At 32.1% G+C, this 13,301-nt stretch carries 16 protein-coding genes and 1 pseudogene; 10 read left to right on the forward strand and 7 right to left on the reverse strand.

Features of this window, described 5'->3' with window-relative positions:
• Window positions 1-55 precede the first annotated feature (55 nt).
• From LGK97_RS15460 to LGK97_RS15480, 5 genes are all read left to right on the forward strand, one after another.
• A complete protein-coding gene (locus tag LGK97_RS15460) occupies window positions 56-478 on the forward strand; it encodes a MarR family winged helix-turn-helix transcriptional regulator (protein ID WP_226260649.1) in 423 nt (140 codons plus the stop codon).
• An 87-nt stretch (window positions 479-565) separates the two neighbouring features.
• A complete protein-coding gene (locus LGK97_RS15465) occupies window positions 566-922 on the forward strand; it encodes a carboxymuconolactone decarboxylase family protein (RefSeq protein ID WP_226260650.1) in 357 nt (118 codons plus the stop codon).
• Between the two features lie 88 nt (window positions 923-1,010).
• The gene (gene lpdA / locus LGK97_RS15470; protein WP_226260651.1) at window positions 1,011-2,726 is read left to right on the forward strand and encodes a dihydrolipoyl dehydrogenase; all 1,716 of its coding nucleotides are present in this window, start codon (window positions 1,011-1,013) and stop codon (window positions 2,724-2,726) included.
• Entirely contained in the window at window positions 2,719-3,717 is a 999-nt protein-coding gene (locus LGK97_RS15475; RefSeq protein WP_226260652.1) for a lipoate--protein ligase, read from the forward strand. The genes lpdA and LGK97_RS15475 overlap by 8 nt, the downstream gene beginning before the upstream one ends.
• 157 nt (window positions 3,718-3,874) lie before the next feature.
• Window positions 3,875-4,636: a lysoplasmalogenase family protein gene (locus LGK97_RS15480; protein ID WP_226260653.1), complete on the forward strand. Its 762-nt coding sequence runs from the start codon at window positions 3,875-3,877 to the stop codon at window positions 4,634-4,636.
• A 131-nt stretch (window positions 4,637-4,767) separates the two neighbouring features.
• Here LGK97_RS15480 and LGK97_RS15485 read toward each other — a convergent pair whose 3' ends face one another.
• The gene (locus tag LGK97_RS15485) at window positions 4,768-5,409 is read right to left on the reverse strand and encodes a pentapeptide repeat-containing protein (protein ID WP_226260654.1); all 642 of its coding nucleotides are present in this window, start codon (window positions 5,407-5,409) and stop codon (window positions 4,768-4,770) included.
• 52 nt (window positions 5,410-5,461) lie between these two features.
• Window positions 5,462-5,920 carry a peptide-methionine (R)-S-oxide reductase MsrB gene (gene msrB / locus LGK97_RS15490; protein ID WP_226260655.1) on the reverse strand — a complete coding sequence of 153 codons (459 nt, stop codon included), beginning with the start codon at window positions 5,918-5,920 and terminating at the stop codon, window positions 5,462-5,464.
• 224 nt (window positions 5,921-6,144) lie between these two features.
• Between msrB and LGK97_RS15495 the strand changes: the two genes are divergently transcribed.
• Entirely contained in the window at window positions 6,145-6,984 is an 840-nt protein-coding gene (locus LGK97_RS15495; protein WP_226260656.1) for a pirin family protein, read from the forward strand.
• A 31-nt stretch (window positions 6,985-7,015) separates the two neighbouring features.
• Window positions 7,016-7,585, forward strand: coding sequence for an NADPH-dependent FMN reductase (locus tag LGK97_RS15500; RefSeq protein ID WP_226260657.1), 570 nt, complete (start codon window positions 7,016-7,018; stop codon window positions 7,583-7,585).
• 145 nt (window positions 7,586-7,730) lie between these two features.
• On the opposite strand, the gene LGK97_RS15505 is transcribed toward LGK97_RS15500, so the two are convergent.
• Both LGK97_RS15505 and LGK97_RS15510 read right to left on the reverse strand, forming a co-directional pair.
• On the reverse strand, window positions 7,731-8,546 hold the full coding sequence (locus tag LGK97_RS15505; protein ID WP_226260658.1) for a CAP domain-containing protein: 816 nt from the start codon (window positions 8,544-8,546) through the stop codon (window positions 7,731-7,733).
• 313 nt (window positions 8,547-8,859) lie between these two features.
• The gene (locus LGK97_RS15510) at window positions 8,860-9,318 is read right to left on the reverse strand and encodes a hypothetical protein (protein ID WP_226260659.1); all 459 of its coding nucleotides are present in this window, start codon (window positions 9,316-9,318) and stop codon (window positions 8,860-8,862) included.
• Between the two features lie 216 nt (window positions 9,319-9,534).
• On the opposite strand from LGK97_RS15510, the gene LGK97_RS15515 reads away from it, so the two are divergent.
• Window positions 9,535-10,164 carry a DNA-3-methyladenine glycosylase gene (locus LGK97_RS15515; RefSeq protein WP_226260660.1) on the forward strand — a complete coding sequence of 210 codons (630 nt, stop codon included), beginning with the start codon at window positions 9,535-9,537 and terminating at the stop codon, window positions 10,162-10,164.
• An 88-nt stretch (window positions 10,165-10,252) separates the two neighbouring features.
• On the opposite strand, the gene LGK97_RS15520 is transcribed toward LGK97_RS15515, so the two are convergent.
• From LGK97_RS15520 to LGK97_RS15530, 3 genes are read right to left on the reverse strand one after another with little or no spacing between them, the layout of a single operon-like run.
• The gene (locus LGK97_RS15520; protein WP_226260661.1) at window positions 10,253-10,852 is read right to left on the reverse strand and encodes a manganese catalase family protein; all 600 of its coding nucleotides are present in this window, start codon (window positions 10,850-10,852) and stop codon (window positions 10,253-10,255) included.
• A 3-nt stretch (window positions 10,853-10,855) separates the two neighbouring features.
• Entirely contained in the window at window positions 10,856-11,140 is a 285-nt protein-coding gene (locus tag LGK97_RS15525; RefSeq protein ID WP_226260662.1) for a spore coat protein CotJB, read from the reverse strand.
• Complete coding sequence (locus LGK97_RS15530; protein ID WP_226260663.1) at window positions 11,137-11,397, reverse strand: spore coat associated protein CotJA; 261 nt, start codon at window positions 11,395-11,397, stop codon at window positions 11,137-11,139. The genes LGK97_RS15525 and LGK97_RS15530 overlap by 4 nt, the downstream gene beginning before the upstream one ends.
• A gap of 406 nt (window positions 11,398-11,803) precedes the next feature.
• Between LGK97_RS15530 and LGK97_RS15535 the strand changes: the two are divergent.
• Both LGK97_RS15535 and LGK97_RS15540 read left to right on the forward strand, forming a co-directional pair.
• Window positions 11,804-12,118, forward strand: a pseudogene (locus LGK97_RS15535) (hypothetical protein); the annotation flags it as partial.
• Window positions 12,096-13,217 carry an RNA-guided endonuclease InsQ/TnpB family protein gene (locus tag LGK97_RS15540; protein ID WP_226260664.1) on the forward strand — a complete coding sequence of 374 codons (1,122 nt, stop codon included), beginning with the start codon at window positions 12,096-12,098 and terminating at the stop codon, window positions 13,215-13,217. The pseudogene LGK97_RS15535 and the gene LGK97_RS15540, both read left to right, overlap by 23 nt.
• The last annotated feature ends 84 nt before the right edge of the window (window positions 13,218-13,301 follow it).

Genomic DNA, 13,301 nt, shown 5'->3' on the forward strand with positions numbered 1-13,301 from the left:
ATAAGTTTTATATAATAATAAGAAAATATACTTTTGCAAAAACTAGGAGGCTATAATGTTTGATATTGAATCATGTGTGTGTTTTATAAATAGTAAGACATCTAAAAAAATGGCGAATATGTTTAATGAAAGATTAATTCCATTTGGTGTAACCAGAGTTCAGTGGATAGCTATGTATTATCTGTTGAAATATGGTGATATGAGCCAAAAGGAGTTAGGCGAAAGAATGGGCACTAAAGAGTCCACTGTTGCAAGACTCTTAGACAGAATGGAAGATGAGGGGCTAATTCAAAGAACTAAAGATAAGGAAGATAGAAGAGTAAAGTATATTAAACTAACACAAAAAGGTACAGAGAGAATTGAAGAACTTTTACCAGAAGGGCAAAAAATGAGTGAATTTTTTTCAATTGGGATTACAGAAGAGGAAGTTGAAGTATTCAAAAGAGTGCTTGAAAAATTCATGAAAAATATTAGTTGAAGTTTTTATCATAACGTATTGCATTTACCTCAAATACTTGCTATACTAATAATTAGCATAGCAAGTATTTGAGGAGGTAATAATATTATGGCTAAAAATGTTAGAGAAATGTTAAATGATTTTATGGGTGGGTTAGAAATAGTAGGGCAAACTAACGGAGAACATGTAGGCGCATTTATGAATTTACTTGGTACTACATATAAACCAGGTGCATTAGATACAAAGACTAAGGAGTTAATAAGTGTTGGTATTGGAGCTTACAACCGCTGCGAATACTGCATAGTATTCCATGTTTATAAAGCGTTAGAGGCAGGTGCAACACCAGAAGAAATAATGGAAGCTGCGATGGTTTCTGTTGCCTTTGGTGGCGGTCCTTCAATGGCTTATAGTGTAACATTACTTAAGGATTCTATTGAAGAATTCAGAAACGACTTTAATAAATAATATAAATAATATAAATAAAGTAGAGTTGTTGTAAAATTGGTAAGGTAGCCTAGCTACCTTACCAATTATTATAAAAGGGAGGAAAAAAATGAATATAGAGGTTAAATTAGAAAACTCTTTAAATAAAAACGATCAAACAAAAATAATTAAGATTTTAAAAAATGTGGGCGATACTGTTAAGCTAAACGATGTGATTTTTGAGGTGGAAAGTGGAAAGGGTGCAAGTACCATTAATTCGAAAGCACAAGGGACTATTGAAAGTATTAATGTGAAAGAAGGAGACTCAGTTAATGCAGATAAGGTATTAGCACAAATAAATGGAGAGCAAGCGGCTAAAACTGGAAATTCAAGCACCGCACCCAATACCTTTAACTACTTTAAAAATTTAATTAAGCCAGTAAAACTCGAAATGGAAAGTGACATTACCATAATTGGTGGTGGTCCAGGAGGATATGTAGCTGCAATTCAGGCTGCTAAATTAGGAGCAAATGTTATATTAATAGAAAAGGAAGAAATAGGTGGTACTTGTTTAAATTGGGGATGCATCCCTACTAAAACCTTAGTTAGATCTGCGCAGGTTTTCGACACATTGAAAAAGGCTGAGGAATTTGGATGTTATGCTGAAAATATTGGCATTAGAATGGAAAAGGTTATTGATAGAAAAGATAAGGTTGTAACACAACTTGTTCAAGGCATTCAGTATTTAATGGATAAAAACAACATAAAAGTTATAAATGGAACTGCTGAAATTGTTGATAATGAAACTATATTAGCCAAAAGCAATACACAAGAAATTACTATTAAAACAAAGAACATTATTATTGCTACGGGTTCAAAATCAGCAGTAGTACCAATTAAGGGTATTGAAAATAAAAATGTAATTAATAGTGACGATGCTCTTTCTCTTAAAGAAATTCCAAAGAAACTGGTAATTGTGGGTGGCGGGGTTATTGGCATGGAGTTTGCCTATATTTATGCTAGCTTTGGTTCGGAGGTTTCAGTGGTTGAGTTTATGGATCAATGTCTTATAAGCTGTGATGATGATATATGTGAAGAAAATAAAAAAAGTGCTGAAAAAAAGGGGATTAAACTATATACGACTGCAAAGGTAGAAGAAATTATTGAAGCTGAGAATAATGAATGCATAGTACATTTTATACAGGACGGTAAAGATAAATATATATCAGCAAATAAAGTGCTTTTATCTGTAGGAAGAACTCCATACATAGATGGGCTTGGATTAGAAAGGGCAGGAATAGAATTAAACAATAATAAAAGGGGAATTAAAGTTAATTCAAAAATGCAAACTAATGTTTCCAATATATATGCCATTGGAGATGTAACAAATATTATATTACTTGCTCATGTAGCATCCCACCAAGGGGTTATCGCTGCAAATAATATAATGGGTAAGCCTTGTGATATGGATTATACAGTAGTTCCTAGCGCGATTTTCACAGAACCTGAGATTGCCATGGTGGGTATAGGTGAAAAGGCCGCAAAACTTCAAGGAATGGAAGTAGAAATAGGTAAATTCCCATTTTCAGCTAACGGGAAAGCATTATCCTATGGAGAAAGTGATGGATTTATTAAAATTATAAGAAATAAAAATACAAAGATATTAATTGGTGCAAGTATTGTGGGGCTACATGCCACAGATTTAATTGCAGAGCTTACTCTAGCCATTAAGAATAACTTAACTGCTAGAGAAATAACTGAAACTATACATGCGCATCCTACCACAGCAGAGGTAATTCACGAATCTGCACTGTGTTTAGAAGGCGGGGCTATCCATTTTGCATAATAACACAATTACTAGCATAATAACATCTTCAACTTTTGACCCTTGGTATAATCTAGCTTTAGAAGAACTTTTACTAACACATGTTAGAGAAAATGAGATAATATTATACCTGTGGCAAAATGATAATACTGTGGTAGTAGGAAAGAACCAAAACTGTTGGAAAGAATGTAATTGTGGTGAATTAGAGAAAAATGGCGGGAAACTTGCAAGGCGATTATCAGGTGGCGGTGCAGTTTATCATGACTTAGGGAATCTAAATTTTACCTTTATAATGGATAAAAAGCTATATGACCTAGAAAAGCAGTTAAAGGTTATCATCGAAGCTTTGAAAAATATTGATATAGAAGCTGAGTTTTCAGGAAGAAATGACATTACTGTAAAGGGTAAAAAGTTTTCAGGTAATGCTTTCTACAATACTAAAAATACAGCTCTGCATCATGGTACCTTGCTTATAAATTCTGACTTTTCAAAATTAAGTGAGTATCTTCAGGTTTCTAAAGAGAAAATTCAATCTAAAGGTGTAGAATCCGTGCAGTCTAGAGTAATAAACTTGAAGGAAATAAATGGATCAATTACGTTAGAACAAGTAATAAGCAATTTAAACAGTACCTTTATTAAGTTATATGGAGGAAAGGGTGAGGCAACAGATATAAATCTCTTTGAAGAAGAAATTAATTCTCTATATAATAAATATTCATCCTGGCAGTGGAGGTATGGTGAGAGTCCAAGCTTTGACATAAGCTTCCGAAAAAGATTTTCTTGGGGTGAAATAGAAATTTGCTTAAACTGCAAGGATGGACATATTGTAGATTCTAAAGTCTACTCTGATGCCATGGATTATGAACTTATAACTGAAATTTCGAAAAAATTAAATGGAATTAAATTTGAAAAGCCATGTATTATTAATAGCGTTAGGGAACTAAATGTAGATGGAATAAAGCATCCAATCATAGAAGATATTACTGAGTGGTTGAATGAAAAACAAATTTAAATTTGGAAAGACTTGTGATTAAAGTTAATCATGAGCCTTTTTTATTATTGAAAATTTTGCTAATAGCATTTATATTTTGTGTAAGTTTTGATTACTTGGATAAAATGTAACTGTTATGATACTTTTCCAAGAAGAATTTATAGTGCGGTGATATGTAATGAAAGATAAAAATTTCAATGGTTTAATAATAAGGGTAATAACTTTAATAATACTAATTTTATATGTTTTATTTTTATATATGGACCTTTATGACGTAAAAACAGTTATTACTTCTGAATATATAAAGTATATGTCCATAATACTTTGTTTTATCCTGTCCATACTTCCTATTAAAAAGCTACTGGGAGGGCGAGACATAGTTAACAATTCATATACACATATAGCTAATTATAGAGATAGATTACTACTTCAATTTGGTATGTTTATTACTGTCATTGCCGATTTATGTTTAGTTATATTTGATTTTTATATTCTAGGAGTAGTCTTTTTTTCTATGGTCCAAATCATATATTCTGTTAGGTATGATCCTAAAAAGCAAAAGGTAACACTTATAAATTTTTTTATTGCATTTCAATTTATAGTGCTTTCATATTTTACAGTTAGATTATTTATTAGAGAAATTAGTATTTTGTTGCCCATATCACTATTTTATTCTATATGTCTGCTTACTAGTGTTATTAAAGCTATAAAGGCCTTTAAAAGTAATTTATATCCTCTTCCTAATAAGTACATGGTAGTGCTAGGCATGATACTTTTTCTTTTGTGTGATATATGCGTAGCGTTATCTAATGTAACTACAATTCTACCTATAGAAGCACACTTTATCATAAGCCTTCAGCAAATAGCATCATTCCTAATTTGGGTTTTCTACCTTCCTTCACAGTTACTATTGTCTTTAAGTGGAAGTAATAACATCTAAAGATGACAGTAAGGTGATATCCTACAAAGAATAATACGAATATCAATGTAGTAAAAAAATAATAGGTATAACATACATAGGGTACTATGTTGTTTACCTATTATTAAAATAACAGAAGAAAGTTACTGCGATTACATATTGCTTTTTATAAATTTGATTATATAACTTAAAGTATAAAAATCACAATTAAGTTCAGTCTCAACAATATTTAGTCCTTTAATTAAAGTTTCTTCATCAAAGTTTTCCAATAATATCATTAAGCTTATTATGTTAATGTTACTATCTTTTGTATCGAGAACCCTTGCAGCTTTTACATATTTGTTTTTCATTGCATTTAGAACTGCCCCATGAAGATCCTCACTAATTTCTAGTTCGGGGATTTCATTGAAAAACTTAACACCTGGTCTTTTAGTGCTAAAATTTTTAGCCTTAGTGACGTCAGTGGATACAAATATAGTGTTTTCGAACTCAGCATCTTTAAAATCTGCACCATCTAAATTCACTGAATCAAATATAGCATTCTCAAATGTGGTATTTGTGAAATCGCTGTCTTTAAAGTTTGTTCCTAGGAACTGTGTCCATCTAAAACTACATTTAAAAAACACGCAGGCTTTAAAGTGTGCACCCCTAAAGTTAACATAGTCGAAGTTCGAACTTGAAAAATCGCTATTATAACAATTACTTTTCTCAAGATTTTTATACATGAAATTCTTACCTTTTTTCTCTATGTTATTGTAAGTGAAGTTTCCCTTAATACTTTGATTTTTAGCCATTTTTACCTCCATACCAAATAAAGTTATTTGCCTTTCCTATATTAACATACTTTTAAAGAACTTTAAATAACTTTAAATATTCTACGTATCCTTCTTCTTCAAGCCTATTTACAGGTATGAACTTTAAAGAGGCACCATTTATGCAATATCTTAATCCACCATTTTCAACTGGGCCATCAGGGAATACATGACCTAAGTGGCTATCACCATATTTGCTTCTTACTTCTATTCTCTCCATCCCTAGGGTTAAATCTTTATTTTCCTTTATATGGTCTTCTTCTAGTGGCTTTGTAAAACTAGGCCATCCACAACCTGCATCAAATTTATCTAGAGAAGTAAATAGTGGCTCTCCACTATTTATATCAACATAGATTCCTTCATCTTTGCTATTCCAAAATTCACTGGAAAAAGGTCGTTCCGTTGCATTTTCTTGACTTACCTTAAACTGAATTGGTGTTAATACCTTTTTTAGCTCTTCTTTACCTTTTGAAATGTAAACTTTTTTACTCATAACAACGCCTCCTTTAGGTAAGTATACTACTTTAATTTTAAGAATTACATTGAAATGCGAAAAAAAGTTACTAGTATAAATATACGTGATAAAAGTACTAGTACTTATAAAAGAAAACATGCAGGCGGAAGTTTGCATAACTTAAAGTTATAAATAATTGTTGTGAGGTATGATATAATTGTATGAGAAGGGTTTAATAGAATTAATTAAGGAGGAAAGATAATATGGAACTTAGGACGGTGCGTAAAATAGTAACCGGAACCACTCAATATGATGGTGACGGTGTGAAGCTTGTGAGAGTTATAAGCCTACCAGATGTTCAGGAGTTTGATCCATTTTTAATGTTAGATGCTTTTGACTCCTATGACTCAGTTGATTACATAAAAGGTTTTCCATGGCATCCCCATAGGGGAATTGAAACCATTACCTATCTTATAAATGGTGATATTGAACATCAAGATAGTTTAGGAAATAAAGGAAGCATATTAGATGGCTGTTGCCAATGGATGACCGCAGGTAGTGGAATACTTCATCAAGAAATGCCACAGCCCTCAGAGCGTATGCTAGGAGTACAACTATGGCTAAACTTACCCCAAGATAAAAAGATGACAGCGCCAAAGTACAATGATATAAGAGCAGATATGGTGCCTAAATTACAAGAAGATGGTTGTAGAATTGCTATTGTTTCAGGTGAGTATAAGGGCGAACTTGGCGCGGTCCAAGGCGATCATGTTAAAATGTTATTTTTAGATGTGGATATGAAACCTGGTGCGTTGTGGCGCTTGGAAACCAGAAAAGAATTAAACTTGTTTATCTATATAGTGGAAGGTCAAGGTTTTTTTGAAGATTCTGATGATAATTTAGTTTCTAGTAAATGTGCAGTTCTTTTTAATAATGGTGAGGAACTATTAGTTAGAGCATCAGAAAAAGGCTTAAGATTTCTTTTATTTTCAGCAAAGAAACTAAATGAACCAATTGCTTGGGGTGGACCTATAGTTATGAATACACAAGAAGAACTTAAGAAGGCTTTTAAGGAGCTTAACGAAGGAACATTTATTAAATAAGCACAATAATATTTTAGGATGGTGAGGTTTTATGAATAAGACAATTAATATTATAGGTTTTACAGGAAGCCTACGATTACATTCATACAATAAGGCTGCTTTAAATGCAGCAAAAGATCTATTACCTGAAGGTGCAACGCTTGAAATAGTAGATATATCTGATATTCCATTTTTCAATGAGGATGTAGAAGCCATAGGTATGCCTAAAACAGTTTTAAACTTTAAAAATAAACTAGATACTGCTGATGCTATTTTAATTTCTACACCAGAGTATAATTATTCTATACCCCCAGTATTAAAAAATGCATTGGATTGGGCTTCTCGTGGTACAGATTTGCCACTTTCCGGAAAGCCACTAGCTATTATGAGTGCTTCACCTAGTATATTTGGAGGTTCACGTGTGCAATATCACTTGCGTCAGGTATGTGTAAGACTCGATCTTTTGCCACTTAATCAACCGGAAGTATTTATTATGAAAGCAGATACGAAGTTTGATAAGGATGGTAAATTAGTTAATGAAACTACAAGCAACTCTATTTCAAAGCTTTTAGAAGCATTAGTTGATAAAGTACGCGAAACTGAGAAGATTAAGAAGAATTAAGAAAAATATTTTTAAGATTAAATTTCAACAATAGGATAAGAGCACGTATGAGAAGTTATAGTTCTACGTGCTCTTATTTATGTTATGCTTTTATTTGTATTAGGATTGTAGAATATTGTATTGAAATTAATGGAATACGTAAGTTTTATTGAGGTTTGCTGATGAACATTTGTGAAAACATGTTTCCATAGGGTCCACCCTTTTGGATTCCTAGTCCTATGTGAGTAAAGTCAGGGCTTAGAATGTTTTTTCTATGTCCTGGAGAATTCATTAACGCATTTTGAGCATTTTGAACACTTTGATTTCCAGCAATGTTTTCTCCTGCTTGAAGATATTTTACACCAAAGGATTTCATCATATCAAATGGATTGCCATACTTTGGTGAGTTGTGACTAAAGTAATTATTGTCAATCATGTCTTGAGCTTTGATTCTAGCTACATTGGTTAATTCCATATCTACCTTTAAGGGAGATAAGTTGTTTTGAATTCTAGAATCGTTGAGTAACTTTAACATTTCTTGCTCTGAAGCGGTTAGTGTACTAGAATCTGTTTTTGTAGCTGGTGTTTTAGGGGCAGTTGTGCCTTGTGGAACTGCTGTAGAATCTTCAGGTGGAATATTTGTTTTATTGTCTTCAACAACTATGGGCTTACAGTCTTCCTTAGGAACAAAACCAATATCATTATTCTGTAGTTTTACAGCATACCAATCAGAAACCTCGCTTATAACATCAAGCTTAGTATCTTTATTAGAAGATTGGACTACGGGAGAATTAGTTGAACAACCTGCCTTTATATTTGACTTAGTTGCTGTTATCTTTATAGTTTTAACATCTGAATTTTGGAAACTTGATGATTCTATCCCTCCGATGGCTGGTTGTTTTTGTTTATTTGTTTGCTGTGTACATGAGGTTGTAAAAAACAGTGTACAGACCACAATTAGAGCAAAAGGTTTATTTTTCATTACAATTCCTCCTTAGTTTATCAAAAAATTCATAAATCATATTAATAGTATTCGTAAAAAGTAATAAATTTATTATTAGTTTATTTTATAGTTTAATGAATTAGTTAAACCATCATCTGTTATGCTGCAATATTAACAACTTTGGAAGCAGATTTAGGTTGCCACTAAGCAACTTTTCTGGGCTAAGTAGCTACCACTTATAGAAGATGTCAGAATTGAAGCTTCCAAAATGTTGTTAAATAAAATATGTAAAGTAATAATTTATACTGGGAATAAAGAACACTTTAATGGATGCTCTTTATTCCCAGTATGATTAATCTCTGCCAAGTAATAAAGGAATAAGCAGCGGATTAAAGTTAGAAAATGGGTAATAATTTTGGTAGTAAGAATTTTGGTAGTAAGAATTATAAGGATAATAGCTATTGTTATAATAGCCATCATAAGGTGACCTTTCCATATTCTCATTAAAACCTTCTTCTAGACCATATTCATCCATTTCTATTTGGGTAGGGTATGTTGATGGGTTAAACATCTCATTCATCATTGGACAACCAATATGATGCATTTGAGTTATTGGTTGTGGTTCGATTTGATTTTGCATCATAAGATTTTGGTACATAGGGCATTGCATCATAGGATTATTATTGGTAGGATTTTGATACATTTGTTGCTCCATCATATGACTTTCGCATATAGGTGTTTGCTCAGGGCTTATTAAATCTTCATTTTCCATATTCATGAATTCTTCTTCTTCCATTTCTCGGTATAACATTGCAAACCTCCATTAATTTCACTACAATAATATAATATGGGTTATCCAAAGTATGTGTTACAGGTTAATGATTTTAAGTATGATAAGTACAAATCTTATATAATAAATTTTCGGTTTGGAGGAGATAATATATCAGGTAGTTTAACAACATCGAAGATAATGACTTAACTATAAGGGTTAAAAGTTAAAGGTGTAAATAAGGAAAGGAGCTTTATAATGAAACTTACTAAGGAATTCTATGCTAGAGGAACTTTGCAGGTGGCTAAGGATCTTTTAGGTAAGGTGCTTGTCCATGAAGTAAATGGAGTTAAATTAAAGGGGAAGATTGTTGAAACAGAAGCATATGTTGGAGCGATAGATAAGGCTTCACATGCTTACGGAGGGAAAAGAACTATTAGAACTGAAACTTTATATGGAAAGCCTGGAATAGCATATGTATTTATTATTTATGGTATGTATTATTGTTTTAATGTAATAACCAAAGAAGAAGGTTCTCCTGAAGGAGTTTTAGTTAGGGCCATTGAGCCCATAGAAGGAATAGAAGAAATGTCAAAGCTTAGGTTCAAGAAAGATATTAGTGAACTTACAAAAGCTCAATTTAAAAACTTAACTTCAGGACCATCTAAACTCTGCATGGCAATGAAAATAAATAAAGAAAATAATAAACAAGATCTATACTTAAATGAGCTATATATTGAAGAAGCAATAGAAAAAGAAGACTTAAATTTATTACAAAAAATTGAAGTCGTAGAAGCTAAAAGAATTGGCATTGATTATGCCGAGGAAGCAAAGGATTTCCTATGGAGGTTTTACATAAAGAATAACCCTTGGGTATCTGTAAAATAAAAAACGGATATATCACTAATAATATATAGTAAAGTAGAAAAAACCTTGGCAAAGCAACACGCTTAATGCCAAGGCTTTTGTTATGAAATTATTTCATAAAATCAGGTTTTGGCATTACAAATAGATGAGGCTCTTTTAAAACATCTTGAACAATTCTAAGAGCTTCTCCAAATCTTTGATAATGTACAATTTCTCTTTCCCTTAAGAACTTTAATGGCTCAATAACATCAGGGTCATCAGCTACATTGATTAAGTATTCATAAGTAGCCCTTGCCTTTTGCTCAGCAGCTAAATTTTCTGTAAGGTCAACAATTGGGTCACCTTTGGATTGTATATAGGCTGCAGTGAATGGTGAACCAGAAGCACTTATAGGATATATGCCTCTACCGTGGTCTACGTAATAAGCGCTCATGCCTTCTTTTTCTATTTGCTCAAGACTTGCACCTCGCATAAGTTGTGTTACCATAGCGCCTACCATTTCAAGGTGTGCTAATTCCTCAGTACCTATGTCATTTAATGTTGCGATAGCTTGAGGAGTGATCATAGAAAACTTTTGGCTAAGATATCTTAATGCTGCAGCAAGTTCACCGTCTGGACCGCCATATTGAGTGATAATTATTTTTGCCATTTTAGGACTTGGATTTTTAATTTTAACTGGATATTCTAACATCTTCTCGTATGTCCACATAAGCTATCTATCCTCCCTTTCAAACCTAAAGTTAGCTTCATATTCCCATGGCCAAGGATCATCTATCCACTGCCAAGGATAAGGACTGCAAACATCATGTTGTGATAACATTCCAAAATGCCTTTGATATTTCTCTTTTAGCCCCTTAGATTGCATTACGAAGAAGTTGTATCTTTCAATTACAGGTTTATCCATAGGGTGAGTATTAAGATAAAGAGCTAAGTCTTCTTGCATAAAATGAGCTACTGAGATTTGTTTTAAAAGGTCTAGTCTGTTATCATGCTTCATATCTCTTCCTCCCTTTTGCAACCCATTAAATACGGAAGTCTACGATCATTACCTTCAAAAGGACTATAAAGTTCAGGAAAAGCTGTTCCTTTCATTAATGATTCTAGGGGAGAAAAGGTAGTGCAAAATTTTTGAAAAGGTACATAGCCTGCAGCTAATTGAACATTGTTTATACAGGTTTCCTGTGGCACACAGTTAATTTGTTTCGGGGATACAAAATTCATCATATTATGCTCTGGTTTTGACATATATGCCATTGTAGTTTTTTTCCTCCTTGTTTGTTGCTTACACAATAATATATTCCGTATAAAGCATAAGTGATACATGAAAATTAACATAAAGTATTGCTTCAAATAGTGGATGTTAAGAACAAATTTATATAATGTGCATATGATTAGGCATAAATTGTGATGAATAAATAATTTGAAAAGGGTAAAAATATAAATCAAATAATGTTATAGCAGATTTACAGATAAATATAAAAACTGATAAAAAGAATTAAAAAAAACATAATTATGGTAGCTAAATAACCCATCAGGAGGGGAGTAACAGTTGAATAAAATATATAAAAACGTATAAACATATATTGAATAATATTATATTGTATGCTGTTATTATATTGAGGAGATAATCAATGAAGTATTATTCTATAGGTGAGTTTTCAACTTTAATAGGAAAAACACCACAGACGTAAAGATAGTAATTCTGTATAATGATAGATTATTGAGGTTTGGTTTTGAAATCATAGAAAACCTATGCAGTAAATATGGAACTACTATTGAAATCATAGACAATACTGAAAGAACAGAAGAACAGGAATTAGTTGAGGATTTAATTCAAATTGTTACAGTATTTAGTTGTAGGCTTCAAGGCAAAAGAGCTTCTGAACTTTCGTTCAGGCATAAGGCGAAGAAGATGATTAATACTTTAGCAGGTATTAAGGAGTTGTTGGAGAATGATAATGGGGAAGAAAGTTAGATTATTTCCAACTAAAGAACATGAACAAAAATTGTGGCAATCAGTTGGTACTGCAAGATTTATTTATAATTGGACACTTACAAGACAAGAAGAAGATTATAAAAATGGTGGAAAGTTTATTTCTGATAATGATTTGCGAAAAGAACTAACGGAGCTAAAGAAAACGGAACTTAATTGGTTAAATGAAGTATCTAACAATGTGGCTAAACAAGCAGTTAAAGACGGTTGCGAAGCTTATAAGAAGTTTTTCAAGCACTTGTCAGATAAGCCACGATTTAAAAGAAGAAGAAAATCTAAACCGTCTTTCTATAACGATACATCAAAGTTTAAAGTTAAAGAAAACTCGGTGCTAATTGAAAACGTTGGTTGGATAAATATAAAGAAAAACTTACTACCTATGAACTGTAAATATACTAATCCAAGAATAAGTTTTGATGGTAAGTATTGGTTCATATCAGTAGGTATAGAAAAAGAGCACCCAATAGTAGAATTAACAAATGAGAGTATTGGGATAGATGTGGGCATCAAAGATTTAGCTATATGCTCTAATGGAATGAAGTTTAAAAATATTAATAAAACAAGAGTTGCAAAGCAACTTGAAAAAAGGCTACGTAGATTACAACGTAGGGTATCTCGCAAATACTTAATGAATAAAGAAGGGAGTAAGTTTGTCAAAACAAGTAATATTATAAAAATCGAAAAGAAGATTAAGTTACTTCATAGGAAATTAGCTAATATAAGAAGTAATCATAGTCACCATGCAACGAGTAAGATAGTGAAAACCAAACCATCAAGAGTTGTTATGGAAACACTTAATATCAAAGGAATGATGAAAAATAGACATTTATCAAAAGCAATAGCAAAACAATGTTTATATGAGTTTAAAAGACAAATGAAATATAAATGTGAGTTCAATGGGATTGAGTTTGTAGAAGCTGATAGATGGTATCCTTCATCAAAGACTTGTAGTGAGTGTGGTCATATAAAGCTGAAACTTTCATTATCAGTTAGGACATATATCTGTGAGGAGTGTGGATGCGTTATAGATAGAGATTATAATGCAAGTGTCAATCTATCAAGATATGAATTAGTAGTTTAGATCATCATAGATGATACTTAATAGCATCGTAGATGATACTTAATCACTTAAACGATACTACTAATATGTACCATGCGTTGTATG

The organism is Clostridium sp. CS001 (assembly GCF_020443565.1).
Lineage (GTDB): Bacteria > Bacillota > Clostridia > Clostridiales > Clostridiaceae > Clostridium_AD.